Genomic DNA, 15,946 nt, shown 5'->3' with positions numbered 1-15,946 from the left:
CGGAGATGGATAGGTGTTGGGCTGCCGATCTCAGGTCCGGCAGCCTTGGCAGACTACTGCTTCGCCGCGGTATCCGGCGGCGGCAAATCGGACGTCGCCTTGCAGGACTGCAGCCACACGTCATAGACCGGATGCTCGACGGCGTTCAGGCCCGGGCTATCGGCGAACATCCAGCCGGTGAAGATGCGGCGGATCTTGCGGTCGAGCGTGATCTCTTCAACCTCGACGAAGGTCGTGATCTTCTGCGCCTCGGTATCGTCGCGGCTGTAGCAGACGCGCGGCGTGACCTGAAGGGCGCCGAACTGGACCGTCTCACCGATATAGACGTCGAAGGTCGTGATACGGCCGGTGATCTTGTCGATGCCGGAGAAGACAGCAACGGCATTGGAGAGGCGCGCCGCATCGACGGCTCCCGCCGAGGCGATCAGCGGCAAACCGGCAAGCAGGGACAAGCCCAACCGCCGCGCACCTTGGCCGATTGCTTTGCGCAGATCAGAACCTGTCATTGTCGCCTGTCTCCCGCGTGCCCTATTCATCGTCGATGGATTTCAGGCGCTAACCATCAATTGTGGCCGCGCCGTGATCGAGGAACAATTCCGCGGTCCGTCCTCGTCGCTGAAGAGAGATTTCTCAGGAACCCGGTGTCCAGGCGTCGTAGTCGCCGGTCACGCGCGGGCGCTTGCCGGTGGCTGCGATCGAACCCTGCGGGCGGTAGGCATTGGCCGTGCCGGTCGGGTTCGCGCGATGCGGCTTCTGCCATTCGCGCGGCGTGTATTTCTCGTCGGCCGGCGAAACGTCGGTGCGGTGATGCATCCAGCCGTGCCAGCCGGCCGGAATGGCGGAGGCTTCGGCATAGCCGTTATAGATCACCCAGCGGCGGGTTCGGCCTTCGGAATCCTTGCCACCCTGGTAGTAGACATTGCCGAGCTCGTCTTGACCGACCCGTTGACCGTGGCGCCAGGTGTGAAAGCGCGTTCCGATCGTCTGTTCGTTCCACCAGGTGAAAATCTGCAGCAGGAGCTTCATCGATGCCGTCCTTGACCGGCCGTTGGGAAGGCGGCCAGATACCAAAACCATGTTCCCGCTTATGCCCCGCCGCTCATGGCTTGTCCAGTGATTCCGAGGCAAAGGCCGTCATTTCAACGGCATGAGAAAGCCGAAATGGCTGCGCACGAAGCCAAGCCGCTCATAGAAACGATGCGCATCCGTGCGCACGGCATTGGACGTCAGCCGCACCTTCTTCGCTCCGCGGCCTCGCGCCTCGGCGATGGCATGGCGCATCATGCGTTCACCGATGCCGCGGCCGCGCATATCTTCACGCGTCTGAACCGCCTCGACAATCAGGCTGGAACTGCCCCGCCCCGACAAGGTGGTATGCAGCGCCGTCTGAAAGGTACCGACGATCTCGCCGGCAAGGACTGCGACGAAGAGTGTCTGCAGTGACGAAGCCTCGATTTTATCGAAGGCGGCGACATAGTCGCCGAAAGCGGCGGGATCGGTCGTGTCACCATGACCACCGATCTGATCGGCGGCGAAGAGAGCGACGATCGCCGGCAGGTCTTCGCGCTTGGCCTTGCGGATCAAGAGTTCGGTTGTCGCGTCCATGGTTCCTCCGCTCACAGCGTTCATCAGCAGCGGACCAAACACCAGAAGGTAACGGCTTGATGACGGCGCAATCTCTCCCGAGGTTTTCCACAGGCGGAACGGACCAGGCTACGGCAGCGGAAAGATCTCCAAAGCGGGTCGCAATCTACCAGATCGCCCCTTACGCTCTAAGATCTGATATCTCGCATGCCGTTTTTGCAAAACCGCTGCACCTTTGCGCGACTTGCTTCAGCTGAGAAGCCGCTTCTCCAGGATGATGGCCGGCAGACCGGATTGCTCGTCACCGCAATTCGCCGTCTTGCCCATCTCTGAGAAGCCATGCGTTCGGTAAAACGCCAGCGCATGCAGGTTCTGCGGCTCGACTTCGACGCGCATGCGCTCGGCATCGGGGAAACAGGTCTCAAGCTCGGCGAAGATGTCGCGGCCAATACCCTGCCGCTGAAATTTCGGCAGCACATAAAGCTGATGGAGCACGGCGGTCTTGGGCTGCGTGTCCGACATCGCCGCAAAGCCCATGCCGCCGATCTGCCGGCCGTCATCGGCCACCAGGAATTCGGCGTTCTTGCGCGCGAGGCGGGCCTTCAGCGCCGGCAGCGAGTGCCAGCGCTCCGTCAGCTCGTTGACCTTCTCGACGCCATAGAAAGTGTCGTAGGTCGCGTGCCACGTTTCGATCAGCAGGGCACGAACCTTGTCCAGGTCGCGCTCGCTGGCCGTGCGCACGAAGAACATCGTTATTCCTCGATGCCGAGCTTGGCCTTCACCAAGGCCTGTACAGCCTGCGGGTTGGCCTTGCCGCCGGTCGCCTTCATCACCTGGCCAACGAACCAGCCGGCAAGCGAGGGCTTGGCCTGAACCTTGGCAACCTGATCGGGGTTGGCGGCGATGATCTCATCGACAGCCTTTTCGATTGCGCCGGTGTCGGTCACCTGCTTCATGCCACGCGCCTCGACGATTTCCGCCGGGTCGCCACCCTCGTTCCAGACGATCTCGAAGAGATCCTTGGCGATCTTGCCGGAAATCGTCTCAGCCTTGATGAGGTCGATGATTCCGCCGAGCTGCGCCGGCGAAACCGGAGTCTCTTCAATGGCTTTGCCGGCTTTGTTCAAGGCGCCGAGCAGGTCGTTGATGACCCAGTTCGCAGCAATCTTGCCATCGCGCCCCTCGGCTACCGCCTCGAAATAGTCCGCGATCGACTTCTCGGAAACAAGAACCGACGCATCGTAAACCGAAAGGCCGAGGTCGCGGACGAACCGTTCCTTCTTGTCGTCAGGCAGCTCCGGCAGGTCGGCCTTCAGGGCTTCGACGAAGGCATCGTCGAATTCCAGCGGCAGCAGGTCCGGATCCGGGAAGTAGCGGTAGTCGTGCGCGTCTTCCTTCGAGCGCATCGAGCGGGTCTCGCCCTTGTTCGGGTCGAACAGGCGGGTCTCCTGGTCGATCACGCCACCATCCTCGAGGATGCCGATCTGGCGACGTGCCTCATATTCGATCGCCTGGCCGATGAATCGGATCGAGTTGACGTTCTTGATCTCGCAGCGCGTGCCGAAGGCTTCGCCCGGACGACGGACGGAAACGTTGACGTCGGCGCGCATCGAGCCTTCGTCCATGTTGCCGTCGCAGGTGCCGAGGTAGCGCACGATCGAGCGCAGCTTGGTCATGTAAGCTTTCGCTTCGTCCGACGAACGCATGTCCGGCTTGGAGACGATCTCCATCAACGCCACGCCCGAGCGGTTGAGGTCGACATAGGACATCGACGGATGCTGGTCGTGCATCGACTTGCCGGCATCCTGTTCCAGATGCAGGCGTTCGATACCGATTTCGACATCCTCGAACTGACCCTGGCGATCCGGCCCGATCGAGATGATGATCTTGCCTTCGCCGACGATCGGATCCTTGAACTGCGAGATCTGATAGCCCTGCGGCAGATCCGGATAGAAATAGTTCTTGCGGTCGAAGATCGAGCGCTTGTTGATCGTAGCCTTGAGGCCGAGGCCGGTGCGCACGGCCTGCTTCACGCATTCCTCGTTGATGACGGGCAGCATGCCGGGCATGGCGGCATCGACCAGCGAGACGTTCGCGTTCGGCGCATTGCCGAATTCCGTCGAGGCACCCGAAAACAGCTTCGAATTGGAAAGCACCTGGGCATGGACTTCCATGCCGATGATGACTTCCCAGTCGCCGGTGGCGCCGGGGATGAAGCGTTTCGGATCGGGGGTGCGGACGTCGACAATGCTCATATCATGCTCTTCTTTGAAGCCTGAATTCTTGGTTTCTCGGTAGAACAATTGGTTCACGGGTGCAAGTTGTTCGGCGTCATCTGGCGCCCATCTCCGTGCAACCGCGAATGCGAAGCGCCGCTTAACCACCGTTTAGCACCCTTGCGCCAAGATTTCCCGATGTCGACCGTCACCGCACTCGCATTGTACGCAGCCTACATCAACATCTTAAGCTTCGGGCTGTTTTGGTTTGACAAACGGGCTGCGCGCGCGGGCCGTTGGCGCATCAGCGAGCAGACACTGCTGACAATCTCTCTTCTCGGCGGAAGTCCTGGTGCGATGGCCGCCCGGCACATATTTCGCCACAAGACGCGCAAGGAACCGTTTCGAACCCGTTTGGCGCTCATCGTCGTTGTCCAGGTGGCTGCCGCGGCTGTCGGCACCCTGGCGTTGCACGGACACCTTGACGTGCTCGCGAGCGTCTTCTAGGAAAGCATCGTCTTTCTGGAGTTTTGATGTTCACTTCTTCGTCTGAGTCCCGGTAAGGGCCCGTCCCCGCAATCCCCTTTATTGATTGCGCGCACGGGCCGGAAACGTCGCCCCGCATTCCCAGTGATTTGCGGAACGGTTTCCTGCGTTCATACGAACGCTTTTCCGGAACATTCAGAAATGGACATCTCACGCGCCGAACAGCGCATTCTTCATCATTTGGCCCAGGGCGGCCGCATCGAAGTCACCCGCGAAAGCAAGGCGATCATCGAAATTCGATGCTTCACCCGTGACGGCTGGGTCTATCCTGGTTTTGACCTGGAGCTCTTCCGCAAGCTGAAGCGCAAGAAGGCGATCTCGTCTTCTGGCGGCAAGCCCTATCGCATCACGGAACGCGGCTTGCTGCTGGTGCGCGCCGAACTCAACAACCGCTGAGCGGTAAAAGCCGATGATGCCGGGCATCGAAGGATGCCCGGCATCATCGGCGCTTCACGCTAGGTCACGCAAAGAAGCCTTCACCTTGCGTCAACACCGGAAACGGCGCATCGCACGCAATCGCGCCCGGCGTCTTTCGCCAGATAAAGGGCGCGGTCCGCCGCCAGGAGCAAGCCGTCGAGATCGGCGTCACGAACGGAAACTTCCGCGGTTCCGATGCTGATGGTGACAGAGAGCTTACGGCCCTGCTCCAGATCGATATCGAGCACACGCACAGCCTCGAGCAGCCGCTCGGCGACCTTGAGCGCGTCGGCCTGAGTTTGGCGCGCCAGCACGACGGCGAACTCCTCGCCACCAAGGCGACCGACGAGATCGTCGGGGCGAAGGACGGCCCGCACGGCACGAGCGACAGCGATCAGCACCCGGTCTCCGACGGCATGGCCATAGGTATCGTTGATCAGCTTGAAGCGATCGATGTCGAGCATCATCACGATCGTTCCGCCTCTCCGCGCGCCGGGTGCAGCGACCAGAGCCGCCGCACGCGCCATGAAGGTAGAGCGCGCCAAACATTGGGTCAGGTAGTCGTAGTCGACAGCATGAGACAGGCGCCCGATCAGAGCCCGGCGCGCGGTATCGATGCTGGCTACAGTCAGGGGACAGAGAGCAATAAGCGTGGTTCCGAGCCGCGTCGACGTCAGCGTCGCCTCGGCCACGCCGCTGACGCCAAGGCGCAGCGCGCCGGATGCAACGGCAACCTGCGTCAACACGCAGACGATCGCCGTCAAAACGGTCACCGGGAACAGGCCGTAGCTCAGGGCGCACCAAAGGAGCGCCGGCACCGGAAAGGCGAACGCGCCTGGAGCGCCGATCGCAAGCGCTGCACCGCACGAAATGACCAGGGAACCGAGCGGCCAGGCGCTATCGGCAGCCGCAGATGCCGTTGTCGCCGTGGGCGCGGAATGCACCCCGTCACCGGAGCGCGGCGCCGTCAGGAAGACTGGGAGCAGAACCACATAGTTGACCAGTTCCGTCGTGAGCCACGCCACGAAGGCATCCGGCACGGCCGTACCAAATGACAAGTGAACCGCAAATGCGCCCACGAGCGAGGCTGCTGTCGCTGCCAGTGAAGAGGCTGCGAACATGTAGAGGACAGAGCGCGCTCGGCGCAGGTGCCGATGCTCGGTCGAGAAACGCTTGAACAGCAAGAAGCCGATGACGACGCCGGCCATGTTGGCAACGTTCAAGGCGATGGCCTCGTGCAGGCTCGCCCCCGTGGCCAAATCGGCGAGCACATAGGCCAGTGCGGCCGTCAGCCAACCGGCCGGGCTGGCGAGTGACGGATTTCTGATCAGAAGACCGAGAAGGATCGCATTCGCCGGCCAGATCGAGGCCAGCATGCCAACCGGGCGGCTCAAGATGCCGAGCACGCAGGCGATGAAAACGATCACCCCGAGGGCGGTAATGCCAAACGAATGACGGAAGGGTTTCAGAACCAACGGTCGAGCAACCGTCTTCCCCAGCATCTGCAACAAGCGCCCCCCTGCCGTGCCACACCACGTCAATACCCCTCATATTTCATGGGACTAATGAACGTGATGTGAACAGGCCAGCGTCATTTCCGGGTCACAGCCATGCACGAATGCGCGCAGGTCAGCGCTTCTCATCCTGCGCGATGAGAACTTTGCTCAAGCCGATGAACTCGACATCGCCGTCGAGTTGCGGGGCGTAGGCGGTGGAAAGCCAAGTTACACCGTAGCCACGGTTGCGGAAGAAGGTCACGGCTCGGTCGTTGCGCGCATGGGTCTTGGTGGTGGCGACATCGAATCCATCCGCAACGATGCGGCGCTCGATCTCGCCAAGCAGCAAAGCGCCGAGGCCCCTGCCCTGGGCCGCAGGCTCGATCCACAGGTCGGAAATCGCGTTGTCGAAGTCCTCACGCGCCACCCATCCGCGAACGCTGCCTTCGGCTTCGACCAGCAAGGCGGACAACCAGTTGTCGGAAAGAAAACGGAAAAACGAGGCTTCAGCCACATGCCGCATCCTCTTGCCGTCAGCGAGGCCTGCAATCGCAAACTGCCAAGCGGCGAGACCGATCTCCGTCAGCCGGTCGACGTCGCCGGCGCGGGCATGGCGGATGAAAGGCATGACGCGGGCTCCTTCCGCGACAAGAGTGGCCGTGCGCCTCAGAAGCAGAAATGGCGGTGCCTATCCGGCACCGCCATCAGAATTTACCACCACTTGACCGGTGTGAAGCGGCCCGCCGCCTGCTCGATGACATGCGCCGTCTTGAACAGCGTCTCTTCTTCGAACGGCTTGCCGATCAGTTGCAGGCCCAAAGGCAGCCCCTTGTGGTCGAGCCCGCCGGGAACAGCGATGCCGGGCAGGCCGGCCATGTTGACCGTCACCGTGAAGATGTCGTTCAGGTACATCTTGACCGGATCGGATGCCAGATCCTCGTCGGCGATGCCGAAGGCGGAGGACGGCGTGGCGGGCGTAAGGATAGCATCGACGCCGGCGTGGAAGGCCAGCTCGAAGTCCCGCTTGATCAGCGTGCGGACCTTCTGCGCCCGCAGATAGTAGGCGTCGTAGTAGCCGGCCGAAAGCACGTAGGTGCCGATCATGATGCGGCGCTTGACCTCCTGGCCAAAACCGGCGGCGCGCGTCTTCTCGTACATTTCGACGATGTCCTTGCCATCGACGCGCAGACCGTAACGCACGCCGTCATAGCGGGCGAGGTTCGAGGAAGCCTCGGCCGGAGCGACGATGTAATAGGCCGGCAGGGCGTATTTCGTGTGCGGCAGGGTGATGTCGACGATCTCGGCGCCAGCTTCCTTCAGCCAGGCAATGCCCTGCTGCCAGAGCGCCTCGATCTCCTCCGGCATGCCATCGACGCGGTATTCCCGGGGAATGCCGATCTTCATGCCCTTGATCGACTTGCCGATAGACGCTTCGTAGTCCGGCACCGGCAGATCGACCGAAGTCGTGTCCTTGGTGTCGACGCTTGCCATCGACTTCAGGAGGATGGCGGCATCGCGCACGTCACGGGCGATCGGGCCGGCCTGGTCGAGCGACGAGGCGAAGGCGACGACGCCCCAGCGCGAGCAGCGGCCATAGGTCGGCTTGATGCCGACGGTGCCGGTGAAGGCGGCCGGCTGGCGGATCGAACCGCCGGTGTCGGTCGCCGTGGCGCCGGCGCAGAGATGCGCAGCGACGGCCGCGGCGGAACCGCCGGACGAGCCGCCCGGCACGAGATCCATGTTGGAGCCCTTGGCGCGCCAGGGATTCTTCACGGCACCATAGTAGGACGTCTCGTTCGACGAACCCATGGCGAACTCGTCCATGTTCAGCTTGCCGAGCATGATGGCACCGTCGTTCCAGAGGTTCTGGGTAACGGTCGATTCGTAGCGCGGCGCGAACCCGTCGAGGATGTGGCTGCAGGCCTGGGTGTGCACGCCTTCGGTACCGAAGAGGTCCTTGATGCCGAGCGGGATGCCTTCGAGCGCACCGGCCTTGCCGGCGGCAATGCGCGAATCCGAGGCCTTGGCCATCTCGCGTGCCTTGTCCGGCGTTACGGCGATATAGGCGTTGATCGCCTCATTGGCGGCGTCGATTGCGGCGATATAGGCGTCCGTCAGTTCGACGGCGGTGATTTCCTTGGCGGCGAGCTTCGCGCGGGCTTCGGCAATCGTGAGGCTGGTAAGGTCGGTCATGATGAAATCGGGCTTTCGCAATCGGGAACGTCGGGGCGGCAGGCGGAGGTTACTCGACCACCTTCGGAACGAGGAAGAAATTGCGATCGGAATTCGGCGCATTGGCAACGATGTCGTCGGCCTTGTTGCCGTCCGTGACGTCGTCCGTCCGCTTCTTCATCTCCATCGGCGTCACCGAAGTCATCGGCTCGACGCCATCGACATTCACTTCGGAGAGCTGTTCGACAAAACCGAGGATGCCATTGAGCTCGCCCATCATCCGCTCGGCTTCCTCTTCGCTGACGGCGATACGGGCAAGGCGCGCAACGCGCTTCACGGTGGCAAGGTCTACGGACATGATCGTCTCCGGTAACTGGAACTTCCCCCGCTATAATGGCGCGCGGCGAGCCACGCAACGGGGGAATTGCCGGAGTACCGGGCCTCACGTCAAAAGGCCCGGCGCAACATCAGACCTCGACGACGCCGCCGACGTGCGGCGTCTCCACCTTGGTCGGCGCACTTTCCATACCGACAACGAAGGTTTCGGGCGTCTGGTCGATGATCGGGAACGAGCCGTAATGGCAGGGGATCGCCGTCGAGAACTTGAAAAAGCGCTGGCAGGCGAGTGCCGCCACGGCTCCACCCATGGTGAAACGGTCGCCGATCGGAACGATGCCGATCTGAGGCTGGTGCAGTTCGCCAATCAACGCCATGTCGGAAAAGATGTCCGTGTCGCCCATGTGGTAGAGCGTCGGCTCGTCGTCGAAGTGCAGCACCAGGCCATTGGCGCTGCCGAGCGAGTGGGAGACGCCGTCCTCGGTGATCTGCGCCGAGGAATGCAGTGCATTGACGAAGGTTGCGGAAAAGCCGCCGAGGTGGATCGTTCCGCCGGTGTTGCCCGGCTCCATTTTCGTGACGCCCTGCCTGCCGAGCCACATGCAAAGATCGAAGTTGCCGACAACGGTGGCCCCTGTCTCCTTGGCGATCGCAACCGCATCGCCGACATGGTCGCCGTGGCCATGGGTCAGGAGGATGTGGGTGAGGCCGGCGGTCGCGTCCCTGCGCTCCTCGTCCCGGAAGGCGGGGTTGCCGGTGAAAAAGGGGTCGATGAGGATTTTGGCCTTTGCCGTCTCGACGTGAAAGGCGGAATGGCCGAGCCATTTGATCTTCATGACTTTCTCCCTGATGATTTGCGTATCGGAACAGCATATGGAACAGACAACCCTCCGCGCAAAGATCGAATCGACACGGACATGGCAATTCTCACCATCGAAGAGCTGGCATCCCAGCTTCATCAGAACCAGGCGATCGCCGGGCTCGACCTTGGGACCAAGACGATCGGTCTCTCGGTCTCCGATCTCGGCCGCCGTTTCGCGACACCCCGCGAGGTGATCCGCCGGGTCAAGTTCGGGGTGGACGCGGAAGCGCTGTTGTCAGTGGCGGAAAAAGAAAAGGTCGCGGCCTTCGTCATCGGCCTGCCCGTCAATATGGACGGCAGCGAGGGACCGCGCTGTCAGGCGACCCGCGCCTTCGTGCGCAACATGGAGCAGAAAACGCCGCTACCCTTCATCTTCTGGGATGAACGACTTTCAACCGTTGCGGCCGAGCGCGTGCTGATCGAGATGGACGTTTCGCGACGGAAGCGGGCCGAACGCATCGATTCGGCCGCCGCCTCCTTCATTCTTCAGGGCGCGCTCGACAGGCTGGCGTCGCTTGGAAGGGACGCCCTCTCGGACTGAGCTTTGCCGGCACCGAAACGACGGCGGTACCAGGCTGAGATCTCCCGGCGCTTGCGAAAGCCGATAATGGCAAAGACTACGAAACTGTCGAAGACGATTGCGCGGGCGACGAGCGGCGGGATCGTCTCCGGCGGAATGCCGAGAACGTGGCCGTAGACCTGGAACACGAGATCGTGGGTCTGCCGCGTCAGCATGAAGAAGCCGAAGCTCATGTCGTAATAGGAGAGACCATACCACGACGTGAGGAACATGACCGGGCAGGCCCACAGGATCAGAAACCACTTCATGCGGCTCCCCTTTCCGAAATGCGGCGGTAGATCAGCGGATATATGGCGCGGTCCGCCAGCAACAAGGCGAGCAGGACCGTCGTTGGGACCGCAATATCCATCGCCAGTCCGGCGAAAAACATCATCATGATGATCAAAAGGCCAGTTCTCACCGAACCGCTCCATCCGGATTCTGTTGAAATGCCTGGTCAATTTCCTCCCTGTGGGGAAGACGTGCAACGTAAACCATTTGTTAAGGTTAATTTGCACAGCCTGGTCTTTTCGTGCCGTTGGACGCGGCTGTGCTCCGATCTTTCTCCCCTATGCCGCAAGCCCATTCCGATCGCTGCAGAATTCGGGTAGCGATATCCTTCCCCCTCGCAGGTCCTCCTCCATGACCGTCGTCTTTGAAAGCATCCTCCCGATCTTCCTGCTCGTACTGCTTGGCGCCTGGCTCAAGCGCTCGACGTTCGTCGACCAGAGCCTTTGGCTCGGGCTTGAGCAGTTTGGCTACTTCATCCTGTTCCCCGCCCTTCTGTTCTCGACGCTCGCCCAGGCGGACTTTGCCGGTCTGAAAGCCGACGCGACGGCCATCGCGACGGTCGGCAGCGTCAGCCTGATGTCGGCCTTCGTGCTGCTGCTCTGGCCAATGCTGCGGGACCGCCAGGTGTCCGGTGCCTCCTTCACGTCGGTCTTCCAGACCGCGACGCGCTGGAACGGCTTCATGGCGCTGGCAATCGCGCAGAAGCTCTACGGCCCGATCGGCTTGACGCTGACCGCCCTGGTGATGACGCTCGTGATCATCCCCATCAATCTCTACAATATCGGCGTTCTTGTCTGGTTCGGCGGGGGCAATCGTGACTTCAGGCGCTTCTTCGCAAAGATCGTCACCAATCCGCTGATCGTCGCCTCGGTGCTTGGTATTCTCGTCAACTCGATCGGCCTGAAGATCTACGGCCCCGTGATGACCACGATCGAGATGCTGGCAAGCGCCTCGCTCAGCCTCGGGCTGGTAATGGTCGGGGCAGGCTTGCGCGCTTCCGATGCGCTGAAGCCGAGCGCGACAGCGCTGCTCGCGGTCTTCCTCAAGCTGATCGTCATGCCGGTCTTCATGGTGAGCGCAAGCTACCTGCTCGGCATTCGCGGCGACGCCCTGCTGGTCATCGCGCTTGGCGCGGCCGTGCCGACGGCCATGAACGGCTATCTGCTGGCCAAACAGATGGATGGCGACGCCGAGCTCTATGCGGCAGTCGCGACGATCCAGACGGTCGTCTCGTTCTTCACGATACCGCTCGTCCTCTACTTGACGGCGTACGTTACAGGGGGCTGACGGCTTATGCCGCAGGGCCTGACGGCTTATGCCGCAGGGGGATAGAGAAGATCGAGGATGTAGGCGGAATCGAAGCGCGAATCGAGCATGCCGTAGGTCGAGCGCCATCCGGCAGCCAGGCGCGATTCGAGGAACGCGTCCGCGATGCGGCCGGCACCAAGTCGGTAAAGCTCGGCGGCTGCCCCTGCGAGCGCCAGTTGCTCGACCAGCATGCGCGCCGCACCCTCATCGCGTTCGCAGAGCGACATGGCCGCACGCAGCACGTCGATCGTCTTGCGGCCGGACGGCCCGAGATCGCGCGCCAGAACGACGAAGAGCTGCTCGAAGAGGTCCTTGCCCTTGGCGAGCACGCGCAGCACGTCCAGCGCCATGACGTTGCCGGAGCCTTCCCAGATGGCGTTGACCGGCGCCTCGCGGTAATGGCGCGCCAGCGCGCGCTCCTCCACATAGCCGTTGCCGCCCAGGCATTCCATCGCTTCATAGATCAGCGCCGGCGCGATCTTGCAGGCCCAGTATTTCGCGACAGGCGTCATGATCCGCGCATAGGCCGCGTCTTCCGAACTGCTGCGCGCCTTGTCGAAGGCCTCAGCCAGACGGAAGGAAAGTGCGCTTGCCGCCGCCACATCGAGCGCCATGTCGGCCAGCACACGCGTCATCATCGGCTGGCTCACGAGCGGCTTGCCGAAGACCTTGCGGCCGCGAGTGTGATGCACGGCTTCGGCGAGCGAGGCCCGCATCATGCCGGCGGATGCCAGCGCACAGTCAAGGCGCGTCAGCGTCACCATGTCGAGGATCGTCCGGATGCCGGCATCCGGCGCGCCGAGGATGAAACCGAACGTGTCGGAGAACTCGACCTCTGACGAAGCGTTGGAGCGGTTGCCGAGCTTGTCCTTCAGCCGCTGGAAACGCAGCCCGTTGGCGCTGCCGTCCTCCAAGAGTCGCGGCACGAGAAAGCAGGCGAGGCCGTCGCGGGTCTGCGCCAGCATGACGAAGGCGTCGCTCATCGGCGCGGACATGAACCACTTGTGGCCGTTGAGCCGGTAGATGCCCTCGCCCACGCGTTCCGCCGTAGAAGTGTTGGCGCGCACGTCGGTGCCGCCCTGCTTCTCGGTCATGCCCATGCCGACGGTGACCGCCGATTTCTGCATCCAGGGGCGGTTGGTGGAATCGTATTTGCGCGACAGGATCTTCGGTGCCCATTCCTTCTGGACCGCCGGCGACGCAGTGATCGCGGCAAGCGAAGCGCTGGTCATCGTCAGCGGGCAGAGATGGCCGCATTCGAGCTGGGCCGTGAGATAGAAGCGGATAGCGCGGGTCTTGTGCGACTGGTTGCGTTCATCCGGCAGATTTTCCCAGGCGGACGCGTGCAGGCCCGAAGACATCGAGCGGCGCATCAGTGCATGCCAGGCCGGGTGAAACTCGACGACGTCGAGACGCTCGCCGCGCGGCCCATGCGTCTTCAGCTTCGGCGGACCTTCGTTGGCCATGCGCGCCAGTTCCTGCGCCTCAGGCGAGGTGACGTAACGGCCGAGCAGGTCGAATTCGTCGCGCAGCGTCTTGCTCATGCCAGACGTGATGTCCACCACCAGCGGGTCGGAGCGATAGGCGTTGACACCGGACCAGGGCTTCGGCTGGTTCAGCTCGGCGAGTTTCTGTTCAGTCCGGTTCATCTGATTCATGGGCCGGTTCTAGCGCAAGTTTCACGACCACGGAACGGGGCGCGAAAAAGATAGGATCGCCGTTGCAAGTTTTCTGCGGACGGTGACGCCCAAGCCTTGCCGTGCCGGGGGCCAAGTCTTATAGAGCGACGCAATTTAGAGCGGAATGAGGAAAAGTGTTTGCGGTTTTCCGCTCGCATTCTGCTCTAACTTATAAGAAGCGATCACGTTTATGGTCTTAGGCCTCATCGGCCCACAACCATCGTGATCCGAAGAGCGCAAGGGCGGCCCATGACCACTTTCCCGCATCGCCACCTGCTCGGCATCAAGGGGCTCACGGAGCAGGACATAACCTATCTGCTCGACCGCGCCGATGAAGCCGTCCAAATCTCCCGTCAAAGAGAGAAGAAGACCTCCACGCTTCGAGGGCTGACGCAGATCAACCTCTTCTTCGAGGCCTCGACCCGCACGCAGTCCTCCTTCGAACTCGCCGGCAAACGCCTCGGCGCCGATGTCATGAACATGTCGGTCGGCAATTCCTCGGTGAAAAAGGGCGAGACGCTGATCGACACGGCGATGACGCTGAACGCCATGCACCCGGACGTGCTGGTCGTGCGCCATTCCTCGGCCGGCGCCGCGGCGCTGCTGGCGCAGAAGGTTTCCTGCTCCGTCGTCAATGCCGGCGACGGCCAGCACGAGCACCCGACCCAGGCGCTACTCGACGCGCTGACGATCCGCCGCGCCAAGGGCAAACTCTCACGCATCATCGTGGCGATCTGCGGCGACGTGCTGCACTCGCGCGTGGCGCGCTCCAATATTCTCCTCCTGAACCAGATGGGCGCCCGCGTCCGCTTGGTCGCTCCGGCGACGCTGCTGCCCTCGGGAATCGCCGAGATGGGCGTCGAGGTCTACCACTCCATGGCCGAGGGTCTGAAAGGTGCCGATGTCGTCATGATGCTGCGTCTCCAGCGCGAGCGCATGGCCGGCGCCTTCGTTCCTTCGGTGCGCGAATACTTCCACTATTACGGGCTCGACGCGGAGAAGCTGAAGGCTGCCAAGGACGATGCACTCGTCATGCATCCCGGGCCGATGAACCGCGGCGTCGAGATCGCCTCGGAAATCGCCGATGGCCCGCAGAGCGTGATCGAACAGCAGGTCGAGATGGGCGTTGCCGTACGCATGGCGGTGATGGAAACGCTGCTTCTCTCGCAGAATCAGGGGCCGCGCCTATGACCAGACCACTCGTTCTGAAAAACCTCCGCATCGTCGACCCCTCGCGCAACCTTGATGAGGTCGGCACCATTATCGTTGGAAACGACGGCCGCATCCTGGCTGCCGGCGCCGATGCGCAGAACCAGGGCGCGCCGGACGGCGCCTTCGTCAAGGACTGCGGCGGGCTCACGGCAGTCCCGGGCCTCGTCGATGCCCGCGTCTTCGTCGGCGAACCGGGCAGCGAACATCGCGAGACCTTCGAATCCGCGTCGCGCGCGGCAGCGGTCGGTGGCGTCACCACTTTCATCGCGATGCCGGACACGGATCCTGTGATCGACGATATCGCGCTGGTCGAGTTCGTTAAGAAGACGGCGCGCGACAAGGCCGTCGTCAACGTGCATCCGGCCGCGGCCCTGACCAAGGGACTGGCCGGGGAAGAGATGACCGAATTCGGCCTGCTGCGCGAAGCCGGCGCCGTCTGTTTCACCAATGGCCGGCGGTCGATCCACGATACGCTGGTCCTGCGCCGGGCCATGACCTATGCGCGCGAATTCGGCGCCGTCATCTCGCTTGAGACTCGCGACAAGTATCTCGGCGCCAACGGCGTCATGCACGAAGGCCTGCTCGCAAGCTGGCTCGGTCTTGCCGGGATCCCGCGCGAGTCCGAGATCATCCCGCTCGAGCGCGACCTGCGCATCGCCGGCCTGACGAAGGCGGCCTATCACGCCGCGCAGATTTCCGTTCCCGAATCGGCAGAGGCCATCCGTACCGCGCGCGAACGCGGCGCCAACGTCACCTGCGGTATCTCCATTAACAACCTGGCACTCAATGAGAACGACATCGGCGAGTACCGCACTTTCTTCAAGCTTTCGCCGCCGCTTCGCAGCGAGGACGACCGGGTCGCCATGGCCGAGGCACTGGCCGACGGCACCATCGACATCATCGTCTCCTCGCATGACCCGCAGGACGTCGATACCAAACGCCTGCCCTTCGCCGACGCCGCCGACGGCGCCATCGGCCTGGAAACGCTCGCGGCTGCAGCCCTTCGCCTGCACCACAGCGGCCAGGTTCCGCTGATGCGCCTGATCGATGCCATGTCGACGCGTCCGGCAACGATCTTCGGTCTCGACGCCGGTACGCTGAAACCCGGCGCCAAGGCGGATATCGCGGTCCTAGACCTTGACGAGCCGTGGGTGCTCTACAAGGAGGCGATCGTTTCGCGCTCCAAGAACACGCCGTTTGAAAATGCACGCTTTACCGGGCGGGTTGTGCAAACCTATGTTGCGGGCAAGCTTGTGCATTCCGCATAA

Annotated in this window: 19 protein-coding genes; 6 read left to right on the top strand and 13 right to left on the bottom strand. The window is 62.5% G+C overall.

The window, feature by feature from the left end; all coding sequences use genetic code 11:
* Positions 1 to 53: 53 nt before the first annotated feature.
* The 5 genes from AC1Z3V_RS23995 to gatB all read right to left on the bottom strand — a co-directional run bounded on the left by AC1Z3V_RS23995 (position 54) and on the right by gatB (position 3,839).
* Complete coding sequence (locus AC1Z3V_RS23995; protein WP_483502139.1) at positions 54 to 506, bottom strand: DUF2155 domain-containing protein; 453 nt, start codon at positions 504 to 506, stop codon at positions 54 to 56.
* A 124-nt stretch (positions 507 to 630) separates the two neighbouring features.
* Entirely contained in the window at positions 631 to 1,026 is a 396-nt protein-coding gene (locus tag AC1Z3V_RS23990) for an NADH:ubiquinone oxidoreductase subunit NDUFA12 (protein WP_104665671.1), read from the bottom strand.
* 108 nt (positions 1,027 to 1,134) lie between these two features.
* On the bottom strand, positions 1,135 to 1,605 hold the full coding sequence (locus tag AC1Z3V_RS23985; RefSeq protein WP_483502137.1) for an N-acetyltransferase family protein: 471 nt from the start codon (positions 1,603 to 1,605) through the stop codon (positions 1,135 to 1,137).
* Between the two features lie 228 nt (positions 1,606 to 1,833).
* On the bottom strand, positions 1,834 to 2,334 hold the full coding sequence (locus tag AC1Z3V_RS23980) for an N-acetyltransferase family protein (RefSeq protein WP_483502135.1): 501 nt from the start codon (positions 2,332 to 2,334) through the stop codon (positions 1,834 to 1,836).
* A 2-nt stretch (positions 2,335 to 2,336) separates the two neighbouring features.
* Positions 2,337 to 3,839 carry an Asp-tRNA(Asn)/Glu-tRNA(Gln) amidotransferase subunit GatB gene (gene gatB, locus AC1Z3V_RS23975; RefSeq protein ID WP_483502134.1) on the bottom strand — a complete coding sequence of 501 codons (1,503 nt, stop codon included), beginning with the start codon at positions 3,837 to 3,839 and terminating at the stop codon, positions 2,337 to 2,339.
* Between the two features lie 159 nt (positions 3,840 to 3,998).
* Between gatB and AC1Z3V_RS23970 the strand changes: the two genes are divergently transcribed.
* Positions 3,999 to 4,307 carry a DUF1294 domain-containing protein gene (locus AC1Z3V_RS23970; RefSeq protein WP_483502132.1) on the top strand — a complete coding sequence of 103 codons (309 nt, stop codon included), beginning with the start codon at positions 3,999 to 4,001 and terminating at the stop codon, positions 4,305 to 4,307.
* A 180-nt stretch (positions 4,308 to 4,487) separates the two neighbouring features.
* Positions 4,488 to 4,742, top strand: a complete 255-nt coding sequence (locus tag AC1Z3V_RS23965) for a YjhX family toxin (protein WP_483502130.1) — start codon at positions 4,488 to 4,490, stop codon at positions 4,740 to 4,742.
* A gap of 80 nt (positions 4,743 to 4,822) precedes the next feature.
* Here the strand turns inward: AC1Z3V_RS23965 and AC1Z3V_RS23960 are convergent, their stop codons facing one another.
* The 5 genes from AC1Z3V_RS23960 to AC1Z3V_RS23940 all read right to left on the bottom strand — a co-directional run bounded on the left by AC1Z3V_RS23960 (position 4,823) and on the right by AC1Z3V_RS23940 (position 9,603).
* Positions 4,823 to 6,265 carry a GGDEF domain-containing protein gene (locus AC1Z3V_RS23960; RefSeq protein WP_483502128.1) on the bottom strand — a complete coding sequence of 481 codons (1,443 nt, stop codon included), beginning with the start codon at positions 6,263 to 6,265 and terminating at the stop codon, positions 4,823 to 4,825.
* Positions 6,266 to 6,392: 127 nt separating this feature from the next.
* Positions 6,393 to 6,887, bottom strand: coding sequence for a GNAT family N-acetyltransferase (locus AC1Z3V_RS23955; protein ID WP_483502126.1), 495 nt, complete (start codon positions 6,885 to 6,887; stop codon positions 6,393 to 6,395).
* Between the two features lie 83 nt (positions 6,888 to 6,970).
* Positions 6,971 to 8,452, bottom strand: a complete 1,482-nt coding sequence (gene gatA, locus AC1Z3V_RS23950) for an Asp-tRNA(Asn)/Glu-tRNA(Gln) amidotransferase subunit GatA (protein ID WP_483502124.1) — start codon at positions 8,450 to 8,452, stop codon at positions 6,971 to 6,973.
* Positions 8,453 to 8,501: 49 nt separating this feature from the next.
* On the bottom strand, positions 8,502 to 8,789 hold the full coding sequence (gene gatC / locus AC1Z3V_RS23945) for an Asp-tRNA(Asn)/Glu-tRNA(Gln) amidotransferase subunit GatC (protein ID WP_429808841.1): 288 nt from the start codon (positions 8,787 to 8,789) through the stop codon (positions 8,502 to 8,504).
* Positions 8,790 to 8,898: 109 nt separating this feature from the next.
* Positions 8,899 to 9,603 (bottom strand): metal-dependent hydrolase, encoded by a 705-nt coding sequence (locus AC1Z3V_RS23940; protein ID WP_483502123.1) that lies wholly within the window; start codon positions 9,601 to 9,603, stop codon positions 8,899 to 8,901.
* Between the two features lie 81 nt (positions 9,604 to 9,684).
* On the opposite strand from AC1Z3V_RS23940, the gene ruvX reads away from it, so the two are divergent.
* On the top strand, positions 9,685 to 10,170 hold the full coding sequence (gene ruvX, locus AC1Z3V_RS23935) for a Holliday junction resolvase RuvX (protein WP_429808835.1): 486 nt from the start codon (positions 9,685 to 9,687) through the stop codon (positions 10,168 to 10,170).
* Here ruvX and AC1Z3V_RS23930 read toward each other — a convergent pair.
* Positions 10,116 to 10,457 (bottom strand): DUF6105 family protein, encoded by a 342-nt coding sequence (locus tag AC1Z3V_RS23930; protein WP_483502121.1) that lies wholly within the window; start codon positions 10,455 to 10,457, stop codon positions 10,116 to 10,118. The two genes, ruvX and AC1Z3V_RS23930, sit on opposite strands and share 55 nt — an antisense overlap.
* Complete coding sequence (locus tag AC1Z3V_RS23925) at positions 10,454 to 10,609, bottom strand: hypothetical protein (protein ID WP_483504196.1); 156 nt, start codon at positions 10,607 to 10,609, stop codon at positions 10,454 to 10,456. The genes AC1Z3V_RS23930 and AC1Z3V_RS23925 overlap by 4 nt, the downstream gene beginning before the upstream one ends.
* Positions 10,610 to 10,830: 221 nt before the next feature.
* On the opposite strand from AC1Z3V_RS23925, the gene AC1Z3V_RS23920 reads away from it, so the two are divergent.
* On the top strand, positions 10,831 to 11,766 hold the full coding sequence (locus AC1Z3V_RS23920; protein WP_483502120.1) for an AEC family transporter: 936 nt from the start codon (positions 10,831 to 10,833) through the stop codon (positions 11,764 to 11,766).
* Positions 11,767 to 11,792: 26 nt separating this feature from the next.
* Here AC1Z3V_RS23920 and AC1Z3V_RS23915 read toward each other — a convergent pair whose 3' ends face one another.
* Entirely contained in the window at positions 11,793 to 13,445 is a 1,653-nt protein-coding gene (locus AC1Z3V_RS23915; protein WP_429808827.1) for an acyl-CoA dehydrogenase family protein, read from the bottom strand.
* A 270-nt stretch (positions 13,446 to 13,715) separates the two neighbouring features.
* Between AC1Z3V_RS23915 and AC1Z3V_RS23910 the strand changes: the two genes are divergently transcribed.
* Complete coding sequence (locus AC1Z3V_RS23910; RefSeq protein ID WP_483502118.1) at positions 13,716 to 14,657, top strand: aspartate carbamoyltransferase catalytic subunit; 942 nt, start codon at positions 13,716 to 13,718, stop codon at positions 14,655 to 14,657.
* Positions 14,654 to 15,946 carry a dihydroorotase gene (locus AC1Z3V_RS23905; RefSeq protein ID WP_483502116.1) on the top strand — a complete coding sequence of 431 codons (1,293 nt, stop codon included), beginning with the start codon at positions 14,654 to 14,656 and terminating at the stop codon, positions 15,944 to 15,946. The genes AC1Z3V_RS23910 and AC1Z3V_RS23905 overlap by 4 nt, the downstream gene beginning before the upstream one ends.

The organism is Ensifer sp. 38_S197 (assembly GCF_056924495.1).
The sequence above is the reverse complement of the archived record's forward strand: the minus strand, read 5'-3'. Positions and strand labels throughout refer to the sequence as shown.

What these genes read in the sequence shown, in the direction of transcription:
- gatB (WP_483502134.1), bottom strand. Translation starts at nt 3,839, where the DNA reads ATGAGCATTGTCGACGTCCGCACCCCCGATCCGAAACGCTTCATCCCC.
- AC1Z3V_RS23965 (WP_483502130.1), top strand. Translation starts at nt 4,488, where the DNA reads ATGGACATCTCACGCGCCGAACAGCGCATTCTTCATCATTTGGCCCAG.
- AC1Z3V_RS23995 (WP_483502139.1), bottom strand. Translation starts at nt 506, where the DNA reads ATGACAGGTTCTGATCTGCGCAAAGCAATCGGCCAAGGTGCGCGGCGG.
- AC1Z3V_RS23930 (WP_483502121.1), bottom strand. Translation starts at nt 10,457, where the DNA reads ATGAAGTGGTTTCTGATCCTGTGGGCCTGCCCGGTCATGTTCCTCACG.
- gatC (WP_429808841.1), bottom strand. Translation starts at nt 8,789, where the DNA reads ATGTCCGTAGACCTTGCCACCGTGAAGCGCGTTGCGCGCCTTGCCCGT.
- AC1Z3V_RS23915 (WP_429808827.1), bottom strand. Translation starts at nt 13,445, where the DNA reads ATGAATCAGATGAACCGGACTGAACAGAAACTCGCCGAGCTGAACCAG.
- AC1Z3V_RS23920 (WP_483502120.1), top strand. Translation starts at nt 10,831, where the DNA reads ATGACCGTCGTCTTTGAAAGCATCCTCCCGATCTTCCTGCTCGTACTG.
- AC1Z3V_RS23980 (WP_483502135.1), bottom strand. Translation starts at nt 2,334, where the DNA reads ATGTTCTTCGTGCGCACGGCCAGCGAGCGCGACCTGGACAAGGTTCGT.
- gatA (WP_483502124.1), bottom strand. Translation starts at nt 8,452, where the DNA reads ATGACCGACCTTACCAGCCTCACGATTGCCGAAGCCCGCGCGAAGCTC.
- AC1Z3V_RS23990 (WP_104665671.1), bottom strand. Translation starts at nt 1,026, where the DNA reads ATGAAGCTCCTGCTGCAGATTTTCACCTGGTGGAACGAACAGACGATC.
- AC1Z3V_RS23955 (WP_483502126.1), bottom strand. Translation starts at nt 6,887, where the DNA reads ATGCCTTTCATCCGCCATGCCCGCGCCGGCGACGTCGACCGGCTGACG.
- AC1Z3V_RS23905 (WP_483502116.1), top strand. Translation starts at nt 14,654, where the DNA reads ATGACCAGACCACTCGTTCTGAAAAACCTCCGCATCGTCGACCCCTCG.
- AC1Z3V_RS23960 (WP_483502128.1), bottom strand. Translation starts at nt 6,265, where the DNA reads ATGCTGGGGAAGACGGTTGCTCGACCGTTGGTTCTGAAACCCTTCCGT.
- ruvX (WP_429808835.1), top strand. Translation starts at nt 9,685, where the DNA reads ATGGCAATTCTCACCATCGAAGAGCTGGCATCCCAGCTTCATCAGAAC.
- AC1Z3V_RS23970 (WP_483502132.1), top strand. Translation starts at nt 3,999, where the DNA reads ATGTCGACCGTCACCGCACTCGCATTGTACGCAGCCTACATCAACATC.
- AC1Z3V_RS23910 (WP_483502118.1), top strand. Translation starts at nt 13,716, where the DNA reads ATGACCACTTTCCCGCATCGCCACCTGCTCGGCATCAAGGGGCTCACG.
- AC1Z3V_RS23940 (WP_483502123.1), bottom strand. Translation starts at nt 9,603, where the DNA reads ATGAAGATCAAATGGCTCGGCCATTCCGCCTTTCACGTCGAGACGGCA.
- AC1Z3V_RS23985 (WP_483502137.1), bottom strand. Translation starts at nt 1,605, where the DNA reads ATGGACGCGACAACCGAACTCTTGATCCGCAAGGCCAAGCGCGAAGAC.